The organism is Luteibacter flocculans (assembly GCF_023612255.1).
GTDB classification, from domain to species: domain Bacteria; phylum Pseudomonadota; class Gammaproteobacteria; order Xanthomonadales; family Rhodanobacteraceae; genus Luteibacter; species Luteibacter flocculans.
Window position 1 is genome coordinate 2,936,735 of sequence record NZ_CP063231.1, and the last position, 22,948, is coordinate 2,959,682.

At 64.3% G+C, this 22,948-nt stretch carries 20 protein-coding genes and 2 tRNA genes; 6 read left to right on the forward strand and 16 right to left on the reverse strand.

Going from position 1 to position 22,948, the window contains the following annotated elements:
- Positions 1–40: 40 nt before the first annotated feature.
- Positions 41–1,201: an acyl-CoA dehydrogenase family protein gene (locus IM816_RS12640; protein ID WP_250338354.1), complete on the reverse strand. Its 1,161-nt coding sequence runs from the start codon at positions 1,199–1,201 to the stop codon at positions 41–43.
- A 169-nt stretch (positions 1,202–1,370) separates the two neighbouring features.
- On the opposite strand from IM816_RS12640, the gene IM816_RS12645 reads away from it, so the two are divergent.
- The 3 genes from IM816_RS12645 to metH are packed head-to-tail and all read left to right on the forward strand — an operon-like array spanning position 1,371 to position 6,083.
- Positions 1,371–2,297, forward strand: coding sequence for an ArsR/SmtB family transcription factor (locus IM816_RS12645; RefSeq protein ID WP_250338355.1), 927 nt, complete (start codon positions 1,371–1,373; stop codon positions 2,295–2,297).
- 13 nt (positions 2,298–2,310) lie between these two features.
- Positions 2,311–3,393, forward strand: coding sequence for a homocysteine S-methyltransferase family protein (locus tag IM816_RS12650; protein ID WP_250338356.1), 1,083 nt, complete (start codon positions 2,311–2,313; stop codon positions 3,391–3,393).
- Positions 3,390–6,083, forward strand: a complete 2,694-nt coding sequence (gene metH, locus IM816_RS12655; protein WP_250338357.1) for a methionine synthase — start codon at positions 3,390–3,392, stop codon at positions 6,081–6,083. Before IM816_RS12650 ends, metH begins: the two co-directional genes overlap by 4 nt.
- 198 nt (positions 6,084–6,281) lie before the next feature.
- Here metH and IM816_RS12660 read toward each other — a convergent pair whose 3' ends face one another.
- From IM816_RS12660 to IM816_RS12695, 8 genes are all read right to left on the reverse strand, one after another.
- Positions 6,282–6,611 carry a lipid-A-disaccharide synthase N-terminal domain-containing protein gene (locus tag IM816_RS12660; RefSeq protein ID WP_072321596.1) on the reverse strand — a complete coding sequence of 110 codons (330 nt, stop codon included), beginning with the start codon at positions 6,609–6,611 and terminating at the stop codon, positions 6,282–6,284.
- 282 nt (positions 6,612–6,893) lie between these two features.
- Positions 6,894–6,968 (reverse strand) — tRNA-Val (locus IM816_RS12665).
- 59 nt (positions 6,969–7,027) lie between these two features.
- Positions 7,028–11,017, reverse strand: a complete 3,990-nt coding sequence (locus IM816_RS12670; protein WP_250338358.1) for a pilus assembly protein — start codon at positions 11,015–11,017, stop codon at positions 7,028–7,030.
- A gap of 31 nt (positions 11,018–11,048) precedes the next feature.
- On the reverse strand, positions 11,049–11,666 hold the full coding sequence (locus tag IM816_RS12675) for a pilus assembly PilX family protein (RefSeq protein ID WP_072321598.1): 618 nt from the start codon (positions 11,664–11,666) through the stop codon (positions 11,049–11,051).
- A 10-nt stretch (positions 11,667–11,676) separates the two neighbouring features.
- Complete coding sequence (locus IM816_RS12680) at positions 11,677–12,867, reverse strand: PilW family protein (RefSeq protein ID WP_083527327.1); 1,191 nt, start codon at positions 12,865–12,867, stop codon at positions 11,677–11,679.
- 10 nt (positions 12,868–12,877) lie between these two features.
- The gene (locus IM816_RS12685; RefSeq protein ID WP_072321600.1) at positions 12,878–13,312 is read right to left on the reverse strand and encodes a type IV pilus modification PilV family protein; all 435 of its coding nucleotides are present in this window, start codon (positions 13,310–13,312) and stop codon (positions 12,878–12,880) included.
- An 8-nt stretch (positions 13,313–13,320) separates the two neighbouring features.
- A complete protein-coding gene (locus tag IM816_RS12690) occupies positions 13,321–13,968 on the reverse strand; it encodes a GspH/FimT family pseudopilin (RefSeq protein ID WP_250338359.1) in 648 nt (215 codons plus the stop codon).
- Positions 13,914–14,309, reverse strand: coding sequence for a type IV pilin protein (locus IM816_RS12695; protein ID WP_305884082.1), 396 nt, complete (start codon positions 14,307–14,309; stop codon positions 13,914–13,916). Before IM816_RS12695 ends, IM816_RS12690 begins: the two co-directional genes overlap by 55 nt.
- 260 nt (positions 14,310–14,569) lie before the next feature.
- Here IM816_RS12695 and IM816_RS12705 point away from each other — a divergent pair, with 260 nt between their 5' ends.
- Together IM816_RS12705 and IM816_RS12710 are read left to right on the forward strand one after the other, a co-directional pair.
- The gene (locus IM816_RS12705) at positions 14,570–14,752 is read left to right on the forward strand and encodes a hypothetical protein (protein ID WP_072321601.1); all 183 of its coding nucleotides are present in this window, start codon (positions 14,570–14,572) and stop codon (positions 14,750–14,752) included.
- An 89-nt stretch (positions 14,753–14,841) separates the two neighbouring features.
- Positions 14,842–15,132 (forward strand): hypothetical protein, encoded by a 291-nt coding sequence (locus tag IM816_RS12710; protein WP_250338360.1) that lies wholly within the window; start codon positions 14,842–14,844, stop codon positions 15,130–15,132.
- A gap of 20 nt (positions 15,133–15,152) precedes the next feature.
- On the opposite strand, the gene IM816_RS12715 is transcribed toward IM816_RS12710, so the two are convergent.
- Together IM816_RS12715 and IM816_RS12720 are read right to left on the reverse strand one after the other, a co-directional pair.
- Positions 15,153–15,710 (reverse strand): GNAT family N-acetyltransferase, encoded by a 558-nt coding sequence (locus IM816_RS12715; RefSeq protein ID WP_250338361.1) that lies wholly within the window; start codon positions 15,708–15,710, stop codon positions 15,153–15,155.
- A gap of 38 nt (positions 15,711–15,748) precedes the next feature.
- Entirely contained in the window at positions 15,749–16,171 is a 423-nt protein-coding gene (locus IM816_RS12720; protein ID WP_256470165.1) for a winged helix-turn-helix transcriptional regulator, read from the reverse strand.
- A 109-nt stretch (positions 16,172–16,280) separates the two neighbouring features.
- On the opposite strand from IM816_RS12720, the gene IM816_RS12725 reads away from it, so the two are divergent.
- Complete coding sequence (locus tag IM816_RS12725) at positions 16,281–17,045, forward strand: SDR family oxidoreductase (protein ID WP_250338362.1); 765 nt, start codon at positions 16,281–16,283, stop codon at positions 17,043–17,045.
- A gap of 88 nt (positions 17,046–17,133) precedes the next feature.
- Here the strand turns inward: IM816_RS12725 and IM816_RS12730 are convergent.
- The 5 genes from IM816_RS12730 to IM816_RS12750 form a co-directional block, all read right to left on the reverse strand.
- Positions 17,134–17,209, reverse strand: a tRNA-Thr gene (locus IM816_RS12730).
- 42 nt (positions 17,210–17,251) lie between these two features.
- On the reverse strand, positions 17,252–18,193 hold the full coding sequence (ispH, locus tag IM816_RS12735; RefSeq protein ID WP_250338363.1) for a 4-hydroxy-3-methylbut-2-enyl diphosphate reductase: 942 nt from the start codon (positions 18,191–18,193) through the stop codon (positions 17,252–17,254).
- 301 nt (positions 18,194–18,494) lie between these two features.
- A complete protein-coding gene (lspA, locus tag IM816_RS12740) occupies positions 18,495–18,995 on the reverse strand; it encodes a signal peptidase II (RefSeq protein ID WP_250338364.1) in 501 nt (166 codons plus the stop codon).
- 67 nt (positions 18,996–19,062) lie between these two features.
- The gene (ileS, locus tag IM816_RS12745; RefSeq protein WP_250338365.1) at positions 19,063–21,921 is read right to left on the reverse strand and encodes an isoleucine--tRNA ligase; all 2,859 of its coding nucleotides are present in this window, start codon (positions 21,919–21,921) and stop codon (positions 19,063–19,065) included.
- A gap of 48 nt (positions 21,922–21,969) precedes the next feature.
- The gene (locus IM816_RS12750) at positions 21,970–22,926 is read right to left on the reverse strand and encodes a bifunctional riboflavin kinase/FAD synthetase (RefSeq protein ID WP_250338366.1); all 957 of its coding nucleotides are present in this window, start codon (positions 22,924–22,926) and stop codon (positions 21,970–21,972) included.
- Positions 22,927–22,948: the final 22 nt, after the last annotated feature.

A 22,948-nucleotide genomic window follows, 5' to 3' on the forward strand; every position in this document is an offset into this window, starting at 1 on the left:
GATCGCATCGGCAGGTGCCGATGCGACCGCGATGGCTTACTCAGCGCAGGCCTGTCTCCGAACGGGCGATGACGAGGCGCTGGATTTCGCTGGTGCCCTCGTAGATCTCGGTGATCTTCGCATCGCGGAAATACCGCTCCAGCGGCATTTCCTTGGAGTAGCCCATGCCGCCGTGGATCTGCACGGCCTGGTGGGTGATCCACATGGCCGCTTCGGACGCCACCAGCTTCGCCATCGAAGCCTCGGTGCCGAAACGACCGCCGGTCTTCTCGACCTGCCCCTTCGTCCAGGCAGCGCGCAGCGTCAGCAGCAAGGCGGAGTCCAGCTTGCACTTCATGTCCGCGATCTTGGCCTGGGTCATCTGGAAGGTGCCGATCGGATGGCCGAAAGCCTTGCGATCGCGCGACCACTGCAGGGTGGCTTCATAGGCAGCGCGTGCGATGCCGACGGCCTGCGAGGCGATGCCGATGCGGCCTGCGTCGAGCACGCCCATGGCGATGGCAAAGCCCTTGCCTTCCTCGCCGAGCATGTCTTCCTTCGGGCACACGTAGTCGTGGAACTCGATCTCGCAGGTGGCCGAGGCGCGGATGCCGAGCTTGGGTTCGGTCTTGCCCGCGAGGAAACCGTCGCGCTGCGTGTCGATGAGGAAGGCCGACACCCCACGCGCGCCGATCCCCGGCGTGGTGACCGCGAAGAGCACGATGTAGCGGGCCACGGGGCCCGAGGTGATCCAGCTCTTCTTGCCGTTGATGACCCAGTCGCCGTCGGCGTTCTTCACCGCACGCGTATGCATGTTGGATGCATCGGAACCCGACTGCGGCTCCGTCAGCGCATAGGCACCGATCGCTTCGCCGGAGGCGATGGCGCGCACGTACTTCTGCTTCTGTTCTTCGGTGCCGTTCTTCAGGATGCCGTTGCAGAACAGCGAATTGTTCACCGACATGATGGTGGACGTGGCGGCATCGGCCGCTGCGACCTCGATCATCGCCAGCACGTAGGCCACCGGGTCCATGCCGGCGCCGCCGTAGGCCTCCGGCACCTCGATGCCCATCAGGCCCAACTGGCCCATCTCCTGGATGTTTTCCAGCGGGAATTCACCCTTGGCGTCGAACTCGGCGGCCACGGGCGCAATGCGCTTCTGTGCGAAATCGCGGGCGATGGACTGGATCGACAACTGGTCGTCGGTAAAGCGGAAATCCATGGGGTGTTCCTCACGCCGACCTGTAGGCGGCAGTCTTGGGGTGGAGACGAGCCCGACATTCTAACGGTCGTTCGAGCGCTTGCCGCCCTGCACTGCAACATGCGCCCTTGACGCCCGGCCATGTCGGCCGCATCCTACGTATCTCTGTATCGCGATATAAGGATGTTGGATGGATCTGTCGACGGCATCCACGGCCCTCCGGCTCCTTGCCGATCCCACCCGCGTCCGCCTCCTCGCCCTGCTGGACCGCGAGGAACTCACCGTGGCCGAACTGGCGGCAGTGCTGCACCTGGCCCAGCCGCGCGTGTCCACGCACCTTGCGAAACTCAAGGAAGCCGCGCTCGTGCGCGATCGCCGCGCAGGCGTGTCGGCCTATTATCGGGCCAACGCCGAGGCCGATCCCACCCTGGCGGCCCTGGTCGCCTCCTTGCGCGACACCTTGAGCGACGCCCTGCTCCGCGAGGATGCCGAACGCCTGCCTGCGGTGCTCGCCCAGCGCGCCCGCGCCGAGGGTTGGGCCGATACCGTCGCCGGCGACATGGAACGCCACTATTCGCCGGGACGCACCTGGGAAACCCTCGCACGCTCCCTTCTGCAGTTGCTTGCCACTGGCGACGTGCTGGACATCGCCTCGGGCGACGGCGTGACCGCGGAGCTGCTGGCGCCGCACGCGCATTCGATCGTCTGCGTGGACAGCTCCGAGCGTGTCGTCGAGGCCGCGCGCCAGCGGCTGTCCAGCTTCGCCAATGTGGACGTGCGCACGGGCGACATGCATGCGCTGGATCTCGGTGGGCGCCAGTTCGACCTGGTGCTGCTGTTGCACGCCCTCACCTACTCCGATCGGCCGCAGGCCGTGTTCGACGAGGTGAGCAAGGTCTTGAAGCCGGGTGGCCGCTTGCTCGTATCCACCCTGGGCGAACACGATCATCGCGCCGTCGTCGAGCCGTTCGATCACCGCAACCTCGGTTTTACCTGCGACGGCTTGACCGCCATGGCGCGGCAGGCCGGGTTCGAGGTGGTCAGTTGCGAACGCCTGAGCCGCGAGCGCCGCGCGCCGCACTTCGAAGTCATCAGCCTTCTTGCACGCAGGCCCTGAGGGAGCACGACCCATGAGCCAACTACCGTGGCTGCATCCCGAACGCGTCGCCCTCATCCAGAAGGGGCTGGCGGAACGCATCATGATTCTCGACGGCGGCATGGGCACCATGCTGCAAGGCCATCGGCTGGACGAGTCCGGCTACCGCGGCGAGCGCTTCGCGCAGGGGCGCGACGGGCTGCACGAGCACACTCACGACCACCCGGGCGAGTGCGACCTCAAGGGCAATAACGACCTGTTGCTGCTGACCCAGCCGGACATCATCCGCGGCGTGCATGACGCCTACCTGGAAGCCGGTGCGGACTTCATCGAGACGAACACATTCAACGCGACGCGCGTGAGCCAGGCCGATTACCACCTCGAACATCTGGTGCCGGAACTCAACCGCGAAGGTGCGCGCATCGCTCGCGAGGCCTGCGATGCCATGACGGCGCGCACACCTGAGAAGCCGCGCTTCGTGATCGGCGTGCTCGGGCCCACGAGCCGTACCGCGTCGATCTCTCCCGACGTGAACGACCCCGGCTTCCGTAACGTGTCGTTCGAAGAACTGAAGCAAAACTACATGGAGTCCGCCCGCGCGCTGATTGAAGGCGGTGCGGACACGATCATGGTGGAGACGATCTTCGACACCTTGAACGCGAAGGCAGCCTTGTTTGCCTTGAGCGAGCTGTTCCATCAGCTTGGCGCGCGAGTACCCGTGATGATCTCGGGCACCATCACTGACCGTTCCGGACGCACGCTGTCGGGGCAGACGGCGGAAGCGTTCTTCTATTCGGTCGAGCACATCCAGCCGTTGTCGGTCGGTCTCAATTGCGCGCTCGGTGCGGAAGACCTGCGTCCGCATGTGCAGATGCTTGCCCGCATCGCCGGCAGCGCCATCAGCACGCATCCCAACGCCGGGCTGCCGAATGCCTTCGGCGAGTACGACGAGACACCCGAGAGCATGGCCGAGACGATCCGCAGCTTCGCCGCGGATGGCCTCATCAACATCGTAGGCGGTTGCTGCGGCACCACGCCCGCGCACATCGCAGCGATCGCCGCCGCCGTGGCGCCCTACCCGCCTCGCATTGCCAAGGACGCCGCGCAAGCCGCATGAGCATTCGATATACGCGTCTCTCCGGTCTCGAACCGCTGGTCCTCACGCCGGACCTGAATTTCATCAACGTCGGCGAACGGACCAACGTCACGGGGTCGGCGCAGTTCCGCAAGCTGATCAAGGAAGGCCGTTACGAGGAAGCGGTGGAAGTGGCGCGCCAGCAGGTGGAGAACGGCGCACAGATCATCGACATCAACATGGACGAGGGCCTGATCGATTCCGAGTCGGCGATGACCCGTTTCGTCAACCTCATCTCGTCCGAGCCCGACATCGCACGCGTGCCGATCATGGTCGACTCCTCGAAGTGGAGCGTGATCGAAGCCGGCCTGCGTTGCATGCAAGGCAAGGGCATCGTCAATTCCATCTCGATGAAGGAAGGCGAGGCCGCCTTTCTCGAACACGCGCGGCGCGTGCGCCAGTACGGCGCCGCCGTTGTCGTGATGGCTTTCGACGAAGCCGGCCAGGCGGACACGAAGGAGCGCAAGATCGAGATCTGTTCGCGCGCCTACGAGTTGCTGGTGAACGAGCTGGATTTCCCTCCCGAAGACATCATCTTCGACCCCAACATCTTCGCCATCGCCACCGGCATCGAGGAACACAACAACTATGCGGTGGACTTCATCGAGGCCACGCGCGAACTGAAGAAGCGATTCCCTTCGTCGCACGTGTCCGGTGGCGTATCCAACGTGTCGTTCTCGTTCCGCGGCAACAACGTCGTGCGCGAGGCCATTCATTCGGTGTTCCTCTACCACGCGATTGCGGCGGGCATGGACATGGGCATCGTCAATGCCGGCGCCCTGGCGATCTACGACGACCTGCCGGAAGATCTGCGCGAGCGCGTGGAAGACGTCGTGCTGAACCGTCGCCCCGATGGCACCGAGCGGCTGCTGGAGATCGCCGAGCGCTACAAGGGTGGCAAGGGTGAAGCCGCGGTGGAAACCGCCGCGTGGCGTGAGAAACCCGTAGCCGAACGGCTCAGCCATGCGCTGGTGCATGGCATCGACCAGTTCGTGGTGGAAGACACCGAGGAAGCACGCGCCGCTGCACGGCGTCCGCTCGATGTCATCGAAGGCCCGCTCATGGCAGGCATGAACGTGGTGGGCGACCTGTTCGGAGCGGGCAAGATGTTCCTCCCGCAAGTCGTGAAGTCCGCACGCGTGATGAAGAAGGCCGTGGCGCACCTCATTCCCTACATCGAAGAGGAAAAGCGCATTTCAGGCGATGCCGGCAAGAACAACGGCAAAATCGTGCTCGCCACGGTAAAGGGCGACGTCCACGACATCGGCAAGAACATCGTGGGCGTGGTGCTCCAGTGCAACAACTTCGAGGTGATCGATCTCGGCGTGATGGTGCCGACGCAGAAGATCCTCGACACGGCGCGCGCCGAAAACGCCGACATCATCGGTCTCTCCGGCCTCATCACCCCATCGCTGGAAGAAATGAGCCAGGTGGCGCGCGAGATGCAGCGCCAGGATTTCCATGTGCCCCTGATGATCGGCGGTGCGACGACGTCGCGCGCGCACACCGCGCTGCGCATCGAACCGCACTACACCTCACCCACGGTATGGGTAAAGGACGCCTCGCGAGCCGTCGGCGTCGCGCAATCGCTGGTCAGCAAGGATCTCGTCGACGAGTTCATGGCGAAAGTGCGCGCGGAATACGCCGAAGTGCGCGAACGGCACAAGAGCCGCGGCACCGGCAAGCAACTGGTGCCGCTGAAGAAAGCGCGTGCTCAGCGCTATACCTGCGACTGGCAGGCTTATGAAGCACCCACGCCACGCGCACCCGGGCTGACCGTGTTCGACGATTACGACCTGGCGGAACTGCGCCGCTACATCGACTGGTCGCCGTTCTTCAACGCGTGGGAGCTGGCAGGCAAGTACCCGGCGATCCTCACCGACGAGGTGGTGGGTGCGCAGGCGACGGAACTGTTCAACGACGCGCAGGCGATGCTCGACCGCATCGTGGCGGAGAAGTGGTTGACCGCCAAGGGCGTGATCGGCTTCTGGCCGGCAGCGCAATCAGGGGACGATATCGAGGTCTACGCCGAACCGGGGCAGCGCAAGCCTATGGCCGTGCTGCACCACCTGCGCCAGCAGGTGGACAAGCCAGCCGACCGGCCGGACTTCTGCCTTGCCGATTTCATTGCACCGAAGGACAGCGGGGTTGCCGATTGGGTCGGCGGTTTCGCGGTGACGGCCGGCATAGGCATCGACGAGCACGTGGCCCGCTTCGAAGCGAACCACGACGATTATTCGTCGATCCTGCTGAAGGCGCTGGCCGACCGACTCGCCGAGGCCTTCGCGGAGCGTCTACACGAGCGTGTGCGCAAGGAATTCTGGGGCTACCAGCCCGACGAGACGCTGGATAACGAGGCATTGATCGCCGAGTCGTACCGCGGCATACGGCCTGCGCCGGGTTACCCCGCCTGCCCAGAACATTCGGAAAAGCGCACGCTGTTCGATCTGCTCCAGGCAACCGAACACACCACCGTGCAGCTCACGGACAGCTTCGCCATGTATCCCACCGCTGCGGTGTCGGGCTGGTACTTCGCGCATCCCGACAGCCAGTACTTCGTCGTCGGCCGCGTAAGCCGCGAGCAGGTCGAGGACTATGCGAAGCGCAAAGGCTGGGATCGCACAGAGGCCGAGCGCTGGCTTGCGCCGTATCTCGATTACGATCCGGATTGACTCGCCGCTGTTGAAGCTACTCGTTGTAGGAGCCGCTACAGCGGTGAGGGAAAGCTTGCGGGTGGGACTACTACTTGCCGGTGGGAGCCAGCCTGCTGGCGATCGGGACTTGCCTTGCCGCTACACCGCTTCGTTGGCTTATCGCCAGCAGGCTGGCTCCCACCTTCGCTTCGTAGACTTCCTACAACGAGCGCGCGGTCAGTCTTCGGCGCCGCCCGGTCGCACCGTCTCCTGCTTGTCCCGGTGCTTGAGGTGAGCGAAGACGTTGTAGAACGACACCAGCATCGGGAACGCCGTCTGGATGATGCCCACCGAATCGTTCTTGCCCCAGATGAAATAGGCCAGGGTCAGCACGCTGCCGCTGACCGACAGATACCAGAACGACATGGGCACGGTGACCTTCTTGTTCTTCTTCGTCGCATAGAACTGGACGAACCAGCGCGCGGTGAAGAGCAAGGTGCCGAGAAGACCAATGATCTTCCAGGGCGTGAGCGTCAGCAGGTGGAGATCGGCAAGGGCGTCGTGCATGGCGGTGTCCGGGCGTGCGTTCCACCCATTCTAAGCGGCGGTCATGGCTGAAGAGCGTAGCGCCCCGCACAACGGCAAGGCTCCAAGCCGGCCGCCACTCGCTGAGCGCACCAATAAAAAGCCCGGCACTGGGGCCGGGCTTTTAAATTCGATGGTGGGCGGTACAAGGATCGAACTTGTGACACCTGCCGTGTGAAGGTTCGCTGCTACACGAACGCTGTCCCCCGGGCTCACCACTTGAAGCAAAAAACAAACCCGGCAGAGCCGGGCTTGTGACATCGATGGTGGGCGGTACAAGGATCGAACTTGTGACACCTGCCGTGTGAAGGCAGTGCTCTACCGCTGAGCTAACCGCCCATCGAGCGGGGCATGATAACGAGGCGTACCGCCTCGGTCAATGCCCCGCCCTGCCCCGATCAGTCGAGAATTTCCCGCCAGTTGGTGCGCTGGAGCAGCGCCGAATTACCCGGCTGCACCATGTTCGCCGTCTGCGGCGACTGGCCCGTCTGGCCGTACAGCAGCACGAACTTGCCGTTGTTCGGTAGCTGAACCATCTGCAGGTTCGTGATCGCCGTGTTGGCGGTCAGGAACTTCACGGACTGACCGGTCGACGAGAGCAGGTTGCTCTGTCCCGAATCGTACGCGGCCGAGTAGACGGCACCACTCAATGCGCAGGGGTCGGCGGTCGGGATCAACGTACCCCAGTTGATCGAGAAGATGCCGGCCACCGCGTCGGGATCGACCACGATACGCTCCGTGGCGCCGCCAGTACCCGGCGCGGTTCCCGTCAGGTCGTAGTACCAACCGTAATCGGCATCCTGAATGTTGAGGTTGTCGACCAGGTTGTTCTGACGCAGGTTGGCGCGGGTGATTGGCGTGCTGATTGGGTTGGGCGATACGCCGGTCCCGTCGCGCAGTGCGTACATCGTCTGCGTCTGGGTATCGGTGAGGTCGCTGCTGTCGAGGAACTTGCCGGTACCGACGAACACCCAGCGACGCGTGCCGGTGCCGGTCGAGTCGTAGTTCAGTTCGATGCGCGGCGCCGTGGTGATCGGCTGCGCACCGCCGCTCGGATCGGTCAGCTTGGCGAGGATGACGGGGCTCGGATACGCACCGGTGCCGGAGAGATCGAAGCGCCACACATTGCCCTGCAGATCACCCACATAGACCTGCTCGACGGTGTTGTCCGTCACGTCCTTGATGTATGCGGACGGACGCGAGAGTCCGATCGGGCTCGTGGTCGACCCCGTGGTAGTCGCGATCTTTTCGAGCAAGGTACCGGTCTTGACGTTGATGACGTAGAGATAGCCCTTGCCGTCGGCGTTGTTGTAACCGGAGGTCGCGATGACCACCCAGCCGTACTTGCGTGTCTTGGCGATCAGCGGACGTGCATAGGTGTAACCCATCGTCGAATCCGTGAATTCCCAGAGCGACTTGGCGGTCGCGATGGTCGACTCGATGGTGGTGTCTTTCGTGGTCGTCGGCGCACTGGGCACCGTGGTGATATCGAGGCCATAGAAGCCCTTGCCACCCTTGCCGAGGCCGCCGACAAGCACCGTATGCCAGTTATTGGTCGTCGGTTTGGTGCCGGCAGTACCCGCCGTGTTGACCGTCCAGTCGAAATCGACGTCAGCCGCTTGCGGCGTCTGATCGACGTAGAAGTGGTGGTCGTAACCGTTCGTGGTCGCCCCCTTCAGGTTCGCCAGCGCGGCGAGACCGTCCACGGCAGGCGTGTTGTTCGGTCCGGCGAAGACGAGGTTCGGCACGTAGGCCCACAGTTCTGCACCGCCGCCACCCAGCGAGTTGGTGCCACCCGACGAGAAGTCGGCTTCGAACGCATGGACCATGCCGTCGTTGGCACCGACGTAAACCACTGGCATGCGACTCGACTGTGCGGTGACAAACGCGCTGTAGCCGGGATTGTTGCCGTCGGTATACGACGTGGACAGTGCGCCCTGCACCAGCGTGGCCTGCGAGTTCACGATGTCGCCAAGCAGGTGCGTGCGGATGTGGAAGCTCGTGCCTTCCTTCGAGCGGTCGCCGCGCAGGAAATCGAGCAGCGTCGAGTCGCTGGAAAGATTGCTCTGCTGCGTCGCGTTGAGACTTGCCCAGCGGAACGGCTTGCCTGCGCTCCCGACACGCGTAAACACGCGGCGGATGTCCCGCCAGCCAAGCGTGGAGCTGGTGCTGTCGGCATACGCGCCCAGCGCATCGAGGCGTGTCTGGGCACTCCACGTATTGCTACCCGTGGCGGCCTGCACGTCCGCGCCGACGGCGGCTGAAGCCACAAAACCGGTGACCTCACCACTCCAGGTGCCGGGGAAATAGGTCACCGTGTAGATCGGAAAGCCTGCGACCGGCGAGTTGTAAGGTGCCGCATTTGCCGTCACGTCGGAGAGCACGCGCGTGGGCGACACGCTGGGGCCCGAGGCGCTCAGCGATGCGGTGGTGCTGACGTTGGAGAAGATGCTCGCCAGGCCCGCCACGATCAGGTCGGGACGGTTACCGACGAAGTAATTGTCCGGACGAAGATCCTTCTTCGCCACGGTCGACGTATTCGTGTGCCAGGTGAGGAACGACGACGGCTTGCCATCGCCCTTGGTATCGGCGAAACCGCCGTACTTGGCCGCGAGCCAGTACTGGTTGGGGCCTGCACTACCGTTGCCTGTGTTGTAGATTTCCTGGCCATTCGCCCCCGAGAACACACCCGGCTCCATCACGTCCACCACGTAGGTATCGACGGTCTGTTTGCCCGTCAGGTCCGAGCGGATGTCATTGGTGTGCGCAAAGTAAGCGAGACCAGCGATGAAGTAGGTCGAGAGCTGCCCACTGTTGACGAAGCTGGTGCCTGCGGCGTTGCCACCCAGCTTGGCCGCGGAAAACGAGGCCGACGCCGTGCCGTTGTTGCCGTCAGCTTCGATCAGCGGCAGGTTGCCCATGTTCGTGGTGTACTTTCCGGCGTCCACGCCCTTGACCACCGTTTCGGTGGCCTGCATGGCGCAGTAACCGTTGGTGCCGGACGGGCCTGTCGAACTCGGCACGCGGCGATCGCAGTGCGTATGCGAGTCGCCGATCACGAGGATCGCGTTCGCTGCGCACTTGTACTGCATGGGGTCGTTCGAGTCGGACGAGTCCGCCTTGGTCCCCTTGAAGGCGGGGAAGGCCTTGTCGAGGCTGTTAGTGGCGTTGAGCGAACTGCTGTAAGCGGGGTCGAGTGGCGCGCGCATGAAATACGCAAGCGCCGACCAGTAAAGCTCGCTGATCGTGTCGTAGGTTTCGTAACCGTTCGTACCGAACTTGTTGAGGTAATTGATGACGCCGCTTTGCGAGAACGCGGTGCCGTCCGGTCCGGTCGCGAGGTTGGAATCGTTGGCCGCCGGATTGCTGTAGAGCGTACCGTCCGTCGCGCTCCACTCAGCGTATGCGTTGGGCTGGCGGGCACCGTTGCCGTTGTAGGTCGTAGGGCCGTTATCGCGCAGCAACGCACGAACCAGGCCATTGGGATTGGGAGCGCCCGAGGTATTGGCGTAGGCCGCCGCACCGACGCGGATGCGCTGATAGTTCTGCTGAATGAGGCCTTCCGGCTTGTAGTTACTGCCGTAGGCCGTGCAATTGTCTTCCGCGGTGTTCTTTTCGCACACCGAGACTTGCGCGTTATACGTCAATACGACGTTGTTGACGCCGTTGGTCTTGCCGGTCGAGGAGAAGGCCGGGTTGTTTGACACCCTGAACGTCGTGCCCAGGCCGTACGAACGGAAATACGCCACCGACCAGTTCTTGACGTCATCGCCAGCGACGTCCTTCAGACTGACGTTGTTATTGGCACCCAGACGCTTGTTCGGGAAGTTGCCTTCGTTACTCTGATTGTTGAGATTGGACCGGACCAGTACCGTGGCGGTCGCCGTGTCGACCGCGCGGTTGCCACCGGTGAGCGTCTTGCGGAACTCGTCCAGCGCCGTCATGGTCGCCCAGTTCAGCGCGTTGCCGCTCCAGTCGCCGCCGCAGCTATTGTCCGACGAAGTCAGCGTCTTGCTCGGCTTGAAATAGCCGTCCGACGACGAATACTGGTAGCACTTCAAGGGATCGAAGTAGCCCAGGTAGTTCATGGCGGGGAAGTAGCACACGCCAAATGACGCATTGGAATCGGTGACCTTGCCACCGCAGCTGTACGACGTACTTCCGGTCACCAGCGCCACACCGGCGTTGTCGGTATACGCCGCCACCGTGCCGGTCGGGAATTCGACCGAGAGCGCGAGCATCAGATTGGCCGGTACGTTGGACGCACTGTACAACGGCAGGTTCGACAGTTTGGTATCGGCTGCCAGGCCGACGGAAGCCGGAAATCCGAGCGCCAACAGGCCAACGAGGGCAAGCAACCGTTGAGCGACCTTGCGGAAAGAGTTCATGCGCGTATCCCGAGAGAGGCCAGGGTCATGGTCAGCGGAGGATCGTTTGGACGTAGGCGACCGCGTTTCGCTGGCCGTCCACGCGCACCGTCAGGCGAAACGCGGCGGCCGAGCCGGTCGTGTTGAACGGGATGCCGGGATCGGTCGTGAGATTCGAACTGGTGCCGCCACTGATCGCCGTACCCGGCACGATGCACGTGTTGATGGTCGCTGGCGTATTGGATGTAGGGCAGAGGCGCTCCACGACGTAGTAAACGTCGTTCTTCGTGTCACTCTGATCCATCTTCACGACAGCGCCCTGCGTCTTGTTGAGCAGGATGTCGGGGATGTCCGGGCGTGTGGTCGACGTATGCGCCTGCAACGACGCGTAGTACCCCATGCTCGGATTGTCCGAGTTACTCACTGGCGGCGCAAACGACGACTCGAGCTTGGTGCGGATGTCCTGGTACGCGCGCTCCGCCTCCTGCATGGCGCCCTGCCGGAAGGTCATGCTGCCCGCGATGGAATTGGCGGTGTCGACGGAACGCATGAGTGCCATGGCGGCGAGCAAGGTGGCAACCAACACCACCAGCGCGATCAACGTGGCGATCATGCCCTTCTGGCGCGATGCGGCGCCGAGGCGACTGTAGGAAGACATGGACTTGGACATGGGCCGGTCCTCAGAAGAACTTGGTGATCAGGTTGTTGCGGACGGGGATGACCAGGTCGTACACCTTGTAGCGATACGTGGGATCCGTCGTTACCGAGTACTGCAACGTCGCGTCGAGATCGCCGAACAGCGTCAGCGTCGTGGACCCGGTGTAGCCGATGTACGCCACGTCCGACGACGCCGCACTGGCAGGCGCCGCACGTTCCTGCTGCCGGCTACGCACCACCACGGCAATGCGGATGGCACGAATGCGCGAGCGCGCGTTGTTCGCGTCTTGCGTGTCGGGCGTCGGCGTCAGGGCGGCGATGCCCCAGGTCGTGCCGGTGGGCTTCACCCACGAATCCACCGTGACATCACTCGGTGTAGCCGCCAGGCCATATAGCGTCTTCAGCTGCACGACGTTGTCCGCCAGCGGATATGGCGCGATGCTCGCGCCTGACGCGGCGCCGCGCTGGAGCAGGTCGTATCCCACCAGCGAATTGTTGGTCTGATTCACGCTGAACAGCGTGACGGCAGGGTTCACGCCCATGTCGAAGATGTAGGCAGACAAGGAGGCCGTGTAATGCGCGGGCGCCGAGAAGCCATCCGATGCGCTGCCCGCCGTGTCGAGGCCGATCGACGTACCGTTGACCGTGCTGACGAGGCCGAACGTGCACTTGCCCGACTTGTCGGACATCAGCAGGTATTCGCCCGGGAAGATCGCCATCGTGTTGTCGACCGTGACTGTCGTGCCCGATGCGGAGACCATGTTGGTACGGAAGGTGCGCGCAATCGGATTGCCGCGCACGATGCCGATGACGTCCGCCTTGTCGCCCGTACCGGCAGCGACCAGCACGGGTACGGCGCGCGTGGTCAGCGGCCAGTTGTCGAACGGCGCGGCGAGGGCTGCCGTCAGCGGCAGGCGCTTCGTACCGCCCGACCAGGCATCGATCGCGCAGCCCCAGATGCCGTAGTTGCGCCCCTGGACGAGCGCCGAACCCGCCGTGCGGATCTCGCGCTCAAGCATGAAGGTGGAAAAGCTGCCGTTCTGCTGCGCATCGCTGCCGTTCGTGGTGGTGCGCTTCTGCGATTCATAGGCCGAGAAAGCGGCCATCATGCCGAGCGTGCAGATGATCGAAATGACGATGCCGACCATCAGCTCGATCAGCGAGAATCCGCGCGTAGCCGAAAGCAGACGCGAGTGCATACGAGAAGGTGTCATGTGCACGCGCCTATTGCTGGATCTGGGAGATGGTGATGTATTGATGCGGGCTCGTTTCCTGCGGAGCCTGCCACTTGACGGTGATCGTCACGAGATTGTTCGTGCCCACGGTGACGGTGGGCGGGTTGGCCGCCACGCCTGGAAGGCAATTGGTCAGCACCTTTGCCTTGGCGCAATCGACGAGGTTGTCGCGCCACGCCACATAGGCCGTACCGCCAGTCACGTAATCGGTCGCGAGCGTCGAAGGCACCGCGCCCCACATGTCGGCAATGAGACGGTCCGCAAGCAGCGCCGCATCGGTACGGTACTTGGCATCACCGCCGAGCTTGGTCGCACTGGCCTGCAGCGCCACGATGCCCAGAATGCCGAACGAAAAGATGAGCACCGCGATAAGGGCATCGAGCAGGACGAAGCCACGGGTGTCGGCGTGACGAGGACGATTCATGGCGATTCCTAGTTGCTCTTGCACGACTGCGCATTCGTGGCCGCGAGCGTCGCGTCCGGGTCGCACATGCGGACCATGCCGCCGGCCGAGATCAGAATGACCAGGCGACGCCCCGCGTCGTTGGCGCCGGCCACGTCGATGCGCTTCAAGGGGGTGGTGCCCGTAGCGAACGGCCGGGCCAACGGATCGAACGTGATGCCGCCCGGGATACCGCCCGTCAACGTCGTCGTGGTCGTCGTCTGGGACGCAGCGGTGGTGCTGCCGGTGAGCTTGACCAGGGCTTCGGTGCCACCGCGCTGCTCGATGAGGGTGGCGGCGTTAGGGGTGGTGTCGGCGCAGGTTCCCGTGCCCGAGGTTACTTGGCAGACCTGCCACGATGCCGAGTTGGCGGAAGACAATTCGAAACGCACCCAGGTACCACGCTGGGCGGCTTCGTTGCGCGCAACGCGCAACCCGTTCTGAATCGACTCGCTCGCCGAGCGAATCCGCGAGTTGTTCATCCAGTCACGAAAATTCGGCGTGGCGATGGCGAGCAGAATGGCGACCACCGCAATGGTCACCATCAGCTCGATCAGGGAAAAGCCCCGGGCCGCGCGCCGCATCACGAGCAGCTTCCGTCCCTGCGGATGGTCCAGCAGGTGGTGCTGGCCGTCCATTTGGGAGGCGTGCCAGTCGTCTTACGCGTATTGGTCTGGTCGATGTAATACTGGAATCCCGCAACGGCCGTGCCAGCAATCCCACTCGCCTGTGCCGACCATGTCTGCCCGTTGCTGGCGGGCGAGCAGGTATAGCTGAACTTCGTCGACGCGGGCATGGACGCGCCGCAGTCGCCGTTCGGCTTCTGATACGAACGATTGTCCTGGTAGTACTGCTCCTGTGCGGTGCGCACGGCCGACAGCCCCGCCTGCGCCTCGGTGAGATAACCGCGGATCAAGTAGTCCCGATAGATGGGCACGGCGATGGCTGCCAGGATGGCGATGATCGCGACCACGATCATGAGTTCGATCAGGGTAAAACCCGACGATGCGCGGCTGGCCCGCGACAGAATGCGTTGCTTCACGATGTCCCCCAACTGGGCCGGATCCGGCAGGCGTAACGTAGTCCGTCGCCGTGAGGCTATCCAGCGTCCGCGGACGAGCGGCGGGAATTGCCCGATGAATGGTCAGCCCTCGCCGTCATGCCGGGGCCACGCGTCCGGCACGGGACGTTCACGGCGCCTGCCGCTCCATGGTGGCGTCATCACAGAGGAACGCCGCCATGACCCACGACCGCCAGGACGTCAACCACCCCGACCACGGGAAGCCCAAGCATCCGGAAACGGATGTCGAGAAGAAGGAGCGCAAGCAGCACGCCGACGAGAACCAGGATCAGGCACTGGAAGAGACTTTTCCGGCGAGCGATCCGGTTTCGCCGTTCGTGCCGGCGAAGGCGCCAGACTGAACGGAACATTTCCGATGCGACACCACAACCTGCACCGACACACTGGCGTCGCGTCGGTATAACGCAGCGGTCACGGTATCGCGGTGAGAATGAGCGGGCTAAGACAGGAGTTCGTCCCCGTGCTCGCGCAGTATGTTTTCACTCCCGCTGACACCCCTTTCCGCATCGTGCGCCACGGTCATCGCTGGCGCGCCCTTCGCGACGACATAGAAGTCGGTCGCTATGAAACGCCGGAGGAAGCGATTCGCGACCTCCGCACGTTCTATCCGGAGGCTCGCCTGCCCCGTCGCCTGAGCGACTGGCGGTTTTTGCCCGACGCCCCGCTCGCCCACCTGCCGCCGCCCAGCGCCGCAGCGCTGGCTCGCCTAGCGATGGCTTAGTTTCTAGTAGTGGCGGGGCGCTAGCCGCCCTGCCACTCCGTCGCAAGCATCGCGAAGATGACGTCGTCCACCCATTCCCCGCGAAAGCGATAGCTCGCGACGTGATGCGCTTCCTGACGAAAGCCCAGCGAGCGCAGCAAGGCCATGCTGGCTGCATTGCGTGGGTCCACCGAGCCCACGGCACGGCGATAACCCCATTCGCGGAACGCCAGATCGATCGCCCTATCCAGCGCCTCGCGCGCATAGCCCCTACCCTGGCGGTCGGGATGCAATGTGACGCCAAACTCGATGGCGTCGTCGGTCGTGCCCGGGAAATGGATACCGATATCCCCGATCAGCTCGGACGAATCGCGATCCCGGATCGCCAGTTGGCACCAGCTCTCCGGTGAGCCGAAGACCTGCGCGGCTTGTGTCGCGATGAACGCTTCCGCCTGAGCGAGATCGGTAGGCCACCAGCCCTGATACCGCGCGACGTTCGCGTCGCTGCGGTAGTCGTACAGCGCCGTCGCATCCGCAGGCAGCAGGCGATTCAGGCGCAGGCGCGCGGTGAGAAACTCGGGAGACGTGGGCATGTTCATGCCGCCTATCGTCGACGACCGAGATCGGTCCTCGCAACTCATGCCGCCGAGTTGCGCTCCGCATAGGCAACACGCGCCGCCTCGATCTCCGCTCGATGCTTCTCGGCCCATAGCCACACGTTGCAGAAGGCCGCACCGAGACCGAGGCCGATGGGTGTGAGTTCGTATTCGACGCGAGGCGGCACGACCGGATACACCGTTCGCGTGACCAGCCCGTCGGCTTCCATCTGCCGCAAGGTCTTGGTCAGCATCTTCTGGCTGACGTCTCCAATCAACTCGGCCAGGCGACCGAAGCGAAGGCGCCCATGGTCGGCCAGCACCTCTAGGGTGAGCATCGTCCATCGGTCCGCCACGCGGTCGATGATGCCTCTTACCAGGGCGTCGAGTTCGGCGTCGGTGCGGGTCTCACCCAGGGCGCGGCAGGGTTCGTCGTAGGTTTTCTTAGCAGGCTTCGGTGCCATCGCACGCCCATAGTTTCCAAAAGGAAAGTATGGAACTTTTCGGCGCCTACTTTCCACGGGATCGTAGGCGGCCTAGCCTTGGCGCATCCCTTCCCACCAAGGAGCAGCGATGGACATCAAGGGCAACACTATTCTCATCACCGGCGGCGGTTCGGGCATCGGGCGCGCTCTCGCCGAAGCCTTTCACACGCGCGGCAACCAGGTCGTGATCGCCGGGCGTCGGCAAGCCGCGCTGGATGCCACGACGACAGCCAACCCCGGCATGCGGTCCGCCCTGTTGGATATCGAAGATCCGGCATCGATTCGCGACTTCGCCAGCCGCATGCGGCGCGACTTCCCTGCCTTGAACGTGGTCGTCCACAACGCGGGCATCATGCGTCCGGAACGGTTGACAGACGGCAACGTCGCCGACGCGGAAGCGATCGTCACGACCAATCTGCTCGGGCCCATTCGCCTCAACGCGGCGCTGATGGCGCACCTGCTCGCCCAGCCGAAAGCCACGATCATGACCGTCTCGTCTGGCCTCGCCTTCCTGCCGATGGCATTGACGCCCACCTATTGCGCCACGAAGGCCGCGATCCACTCCTATTCCGAATCGTTACGCTACCAGCTGAAGGACACGTCGGTGCAGGTGATCGAACTGGTGCCGCCTTATGTCCAGACGGAGCTGATGGGCGAGCGACAGAAAGACGATCCGAACGCGATGCCGCTCGATGCGTTCATTACCGAGGTGATGCAGCTTCTGGAGAGCACGCCCGACGCGCACGAGATTCTCGTCGAGCGGGTGAAGCCGCTGCGCTTCGCCGAAGCAAACGGTGGGTACGCCGGATTCTTCAAGCAGTTCAACGACAACGTGGCCGATCACGCGCCATGACGTGAACGACAGACATAAAAAAACCCGCGAGAGCGGGTTTCTTTATGTCTTCCGGGACCGCGCCAGCGGCAATCCGGGAAGCAATCTGTGGTGCCGGAAATAGGAATCGAACCTACGACCTCATCATTACGAATGACGCGCTCTACCAACTGAGCTATTCCGGCGAGAAGCGGAATTCTAGGGAACCCGGCGTCGTGGCGCAAGCCTCAGCTTGCCAGGCGGAGCTCCTTGGGCAGGGCGAAGGTGATGTTTTCTGCCTCGCCGTCCAGTTCCCGCACGCTGCCAGCGCCCCAGGATTGCAGGCGCGCGATCACTTCCTGCACCAGTTTCTCCGGGGCGGAGGCACCCGCCGTGACACCAATGCGCGAGGCGCCGTCCAGCCAACTGCGCTCGATGTGTTCGGCGCCGTCGATCAGGTAGGAGGTCACCCCCTGCTTCTCGGCCAGCTCCTTGAGCCGGTTCGAGTTGGAACTGTTCACCGAGCCCACCACGAGCACGAGATCCACGGCGTCGGCCAGGCGGCGTACCGCATCCTGACGGTTCTGCGTGGCGTAGCAGATGTCGTCCTTGCGCGGACCTTCGATGTTGATGAACTTGGCGCGCAGCGCGCCGATGATGGCGATGGTGTCGTCCACCGAGAGCGTGGTCTGGGTGACGAAGGCGAGGCGATCCGGCTGCGACGGGCGCAAGGCGGCCACGTCTTCCACCGATTCCACGAGATAGATGTGCCCACTGTTGGCGGGGTTCCACTGCCCCATCGTGCCTTCCACTTCGGGGTGGCCGGCATGACCGATCAGCACCACGTCGTGGCCCGCCCGGCCCAGGCGCGCGACTTCCATGTGGACCTTGGTGACCAGCGGACAGGTAGCGTCGAAGACGTTGAGACGGCGACGGTCGGCTTCCTCGCGCACCGCCTTGGGCACGCCGTGGGCACTGAAGATCACGGTGGCGCCGTCGGGCACTTCGTCGAGTTCTTCCACGAAGACGGCGCCATCGGCGCGCAGGCGCTCCACGACGTAGCGGTTGTGGACCACCTCGTGGCGCACGTAGATGGGCGCACCATATGACTCAAGAGCGCGCTCGACGATAGCGATGGCGCGATCGACGCCGGCACAGAAACCACGGGGGTTGGCGAGGAGGATGTCCAAGGGAACCTCGGGTGGCCGCAGAGGGCCGTGATAGCGGGCTGGGCGCCTAAGGGCGCGGAACGAGGCGATTATCGCACGACCAGCCAGTCAGGACCTGTGTGGGAGCCCCCATGGCGGCGAGAAGCCCACGAAGCGAGGGTAGGAGCCACCCTGGTGGCGAAAAGCCAACGAAGCGGTGTAGCGGTGAGGAAGGCCCCCATCGCCAGCAGGCTGGCTCCCACCGGCAAGTGGCTCCCACCGGCAAGTGGATTCCACCGCAAGCGTTTCCTCGCCGCCATGGCGGCTCCCACAAGGGATGCAATCAGGTCGCGGACTTCTGGCCGCCAAACAGGCTGAACACGATCAGCGCCACGGCGCCCACGCTGATGGCGGAATCGGCCACGTTGAACACCGGGAACGGGTAGCTACCGATGAATACCTGAATGAAATCGGTGACCTTGGCGGCGTGCAGCCGGTCGATGACGTTGCCAAGGGCCCCGCCCAGGATTAGCGCCAACGGCGCCGCGGTGCGCCAGTCGCCACGCGGCGTTCGCGACAGCCAGACACCCAGCGTGACGCTGACGCCGACGGCCAGCGCCACGAAGAACCAGCGTTGCCAGCCGGCGCTGTCCGCGAGGAAGCTGAAAGCGGCGCCGGTGTTGAAGGTGAGCGTCCAGTTGAGCAGGCCCGGAATGACCGGGTGCGGCGTCTCTGCCGGCTGCAGGGCCGTCAGGGCCCACCACTTGGTGAGCTGGTCGAACCCGATCATGGCGGCGGCGAGCCACAGCCAGGACAGGGCGTTAGGTTGGGGGCGTGCAGTCATTCGAAAAGCCAAGAGTGACGAAGGGCCCGCGCCGTTGCCGGCACGGGTACGGCAGAGGAACGCCGGATCAGAACCAGCGGCGATCCTCGCCCTGCCCCGTCACGTTCTCCACGCAACGGCCGCAGATCTCCGGATGCGCCGGATCGACGCCGACATCCGGGCGATGATGCCAGCAACGCACGCACTTCACGGCCTCGCTCACGGCGGCGGAAACGTAGACCTCCGCCCCCTCGAGTTCCACGCGCTCGGCCGTGGCCGGCCGGTCATCCAGCGGGGCTGGCGTGACGTCGGACGTGATGAAGAAGAAACGCAGTTCCGACGCAGAGGCCGAAAGCGCAGCCTGCGTGGCCGTATCGGCATGCAGGGTAAGCGTGGCATCGAGCGAGGCGCCGATCTGGCCGGTCTTGCGCATGCCTTCGAGCACGCGTGAGGCGGTTTCGCGGATCGCCAGCAAGGTGGACCAGTGACCGCGGGCGTCGCCATCCTGGCGCACGTCGAGCCCGTCGTAGAAGGTCTCGAACAGCACCGACTCACCGCGCGAGCCCGGCATGTGCGCCCAGACTTCCTCGGCGGTAAAGCTAAGGATCGGCGCGAGCCAGCGCAGCATCGCCTCGAGAATGCGGTACATCGCGCTCTGCGCGCTGCGTCGACCGTGGCTGTCGGTCGGCATCGTGTAGAGGCGGTCCTTCGTGATGTCGAGATACAGCGCGCCGAGCTCGTTGGTGCAGAAGTTCTGCACGCGCTGGACGATCTCGGGGAAGTCGTAGCGTTCGTAAGCCGCGACGATCGCCGCCTGCGTGTCCGCCGCCTGCTGCACGGCCCAGCGATCGAGATCGAGGCACGCGCCGGTCGCCAACAGGTGTTTGTCCGGATCGAAACCATCCAGGTTACCGAGCAGGAAGCGCGCGGTATTGCGGATACGACGGTACGTGTCCGCGACGCGCTTCAGGATCTCGTCCGAGAGCGACATCTCGTTGCGATAGTCGGTGGAGCAGATCCACAGACGCAGGATGTCCGCGCCCAGGGTCTTCATGATGTCCTGCGGCTCGATGCCGTTGCCGAGCGACTTCGACATCTTGCGGCCCTGCGCGTCCACGGTGAAACCGTGGGTCAGCACGTGGTCGTAAGGCGCGCGGCCGTGGATCGCCGCCGAGGTGAGCAACGACGACTGGAACCAACCGCGATGCTGGTCGGAACCTTCCAGGTACATCACTTTGTATTCGGCGGCATCGCCAGCCTGAAGCTCAGGACGCGCGCCGACCACGGCGAAGTGGCTCACACCGGAATCGAACCAGACGTCGAGAACGTCGGTAACCTTCTCGTAGCGGTCCGCGTCGTCGCCCAGCAGTTCGCGCGGGTCCAGCGTGAACCAGCAGTCGATGCCTTCGAGCGCGACCTTCTTCGCCACCTTTTCCATCAACGCGACGGAGTCAGGATGCGGTTCGTGCGTGTCCTTGTTGATGAACAAGGTGATCGGCACGCCCCAGGTGCGCTGACGCGAGATGCACCAGTCGGGACGTCCCTCGACCATGCCGGCGATGCGCTCCTCGCCCCAGCCCGGCACCCAGCGCACGGACTTGATCGAGGTGAGCGCGGTGCGGCGCAGGTCGGCCTGCTCCATGCCGATGAACCACTGCGGCGTGGCGCGGAAGATCACCGGCGTCTTGTGCCGCCAGCAGTGCGGGTAGCTATGGGTGAGCTTCGCCGACGCGAGCAGGACGCCGCGGTCGCGCAGCAGGTCGACGATCTGGTCGTTGGCTTTCCAGATGTGGACGCCTGCGAAGGACACGTCGCCCGCCAACGGCAGATCGGCGCGGTAGACACCGCGACCATCCACGTAGTTGAGTGTGCCGATGCCGTAGTTCTGCCCCACCGCGAAGTCTTCCGCACCGTGGTCGGGCGCAGTATGCACAGCACCGGTACCATCCTCGGCGGACACGTGGTCGCCAAGGATGATGGGCACCTTGCGGTCATAGAACGGATGGCGCAGCGGCTGGTTCTCCAGCACGGCACCTTGGACGTGCGCCAACACGTTCACGCTCTCGACGCCGTAGCGCGCGAGCGCCTTCTCCGCCAGCGCGGAGGCGATCACGAGCAGCAGCGGCTTGCCGTTGTGCACGGGGCCTTCCACGAGCGCGTATTCGATCTCGCCACCCAGCGACACCGCCTGGCTGGACGGCAGCGTCCAGGGCGTCGTGGTCCAGATGGGTACTGCGATGTCCGCATCGCCGGCGGCGACGCCGAACAGCGCACCGAAGGAGACCGGATCGACGGCGTGATAAGCGACGTCGACGGCAGGGGAAGTCTTGTCCGCGTATTCGATCTCCGCCTCGGCCAGCGCCGAGCCGCAATCGAAGCACCAGTACACCGGCTTGGCGCCGCGCACCACATGGCCATTGGCAACGATGCGCGCCAGCGCGCGGATCATGTCCGCTTCGTAGGTGAAGTCGAGCGTGCGATACGGCCGCTCCCAGTCGCCGAGCACACCGAGTCGCTTGAAGTCGGCGCGCTGCAGGTCGATCTGCGACATCGCGTATTCACGGCACTTCTGCCGGAACGCCGCGGCGTCGAGCTTGTCGCCCGCCTTGCCGAACTTCTTCTCGATGGCGATCTCGATGGGGAGACCATGGCAATCCCAGCCCGGCACGTACGGCGCGCGGTAGCCCGCCATGAGCTTGGACTTGACCACCACGTCCTTGAGCACCTTGTTCACCGCGTGACCCAGGTGAATGGCGCCGTTGGCGTACGGCGGGCCGTCGTGCAGCACGAACACCTTGTCGCGCGCGGCCGTCTTCTCCTGAATCTGCGCGTAGCGGCCCACCCGCTCCCAGGTCGCAAGCCAGCCCGGCTCGCGCTTGGGCAGGTCGCCGCGCATCGGGAAGTCCGTCTGCGGCAGGTTGATGGTGTTCTTGTAATCCTGGGTCATCGCTGGGAACCGTAGGTTTCGGGGCGAAAGCGCGGGACGCGCATTCCGTCATGCATCGACAAGTATGGGGTTCATCCCAAGGGCCTGCCGGGCGGCGATCTCGTCCTTGCGCATCTGGGCGGTCAGGGCGTCGAGGCCGTCGAACTTTTCTTCGTCGCGCAGCTTCCGCACGAACTCCACGCCGATGCGCTGTCCGTAGAGGTCACCGGAGAAATCGAACAGGTGCGCCTCGAGCAACGGCTCGCGAACCGCGTTGACCGTCGGGCGGTAGCCCAGGCTGGCCACGCCCGGCCAGCTGCACGGGCCATCGCCAACGCCGATCCGCACCGCGAAGATGCCGTGCACCGGGCTCACCCGTTCGTTGAGATGGACGTTCGCGGTGGGATAACCAAGGGTCCGCCCCAACTGCTGCCCCCGTTCGACGTGACCGTCGATCACGAAGGGTCGGCCAAGCAGACGCGTGGCACCCGCGAAATCGCTGGCCGCGAGCAAGCTGCGCACGCGAGTGGACGACACGCGCTCACCGTCGACGAGCACGGGCGGGACGGCATGCGCCGTGAAACCCAGCTCGGCACCCATCGCCTGGAGCAGGGCGAAATCGCCGGTGCGGCTGTGACCGAAGCGGAAGTCCTCGCCCACCCAGACCTCGCGCGCGCCCATGCGCGCCACGATCACCTGGCGCACGAAGGTCTCTGCGGACATTTCGGTCAACGCGCGATCGAAACGCAACGACAGCAGTTCGCGGATGCCAGCCGCCGTCATGCCTTCGGCTTTCTCGCGCACGCCGGACAGGCGAGGCACGGGTTCCTTGGAGAAGAACGCGCGCGGCAGCGGCTCGAACGTAATGACGGCCGGCACCGCGCCGCGTGCCGCCGCACGCCGGCAGACTTCCGCGAGGATGGTTTGGTGACCCAGATGCAGGCCGTCGAAAGCGCCAATCGCGAGGACGCTGCCCTCGGGCGCGAGGCAGGGGCCGTCGACGTCGCGATGGAGTCGCAGCGTCATGCCCGGGCGCCCTGGAATCGAT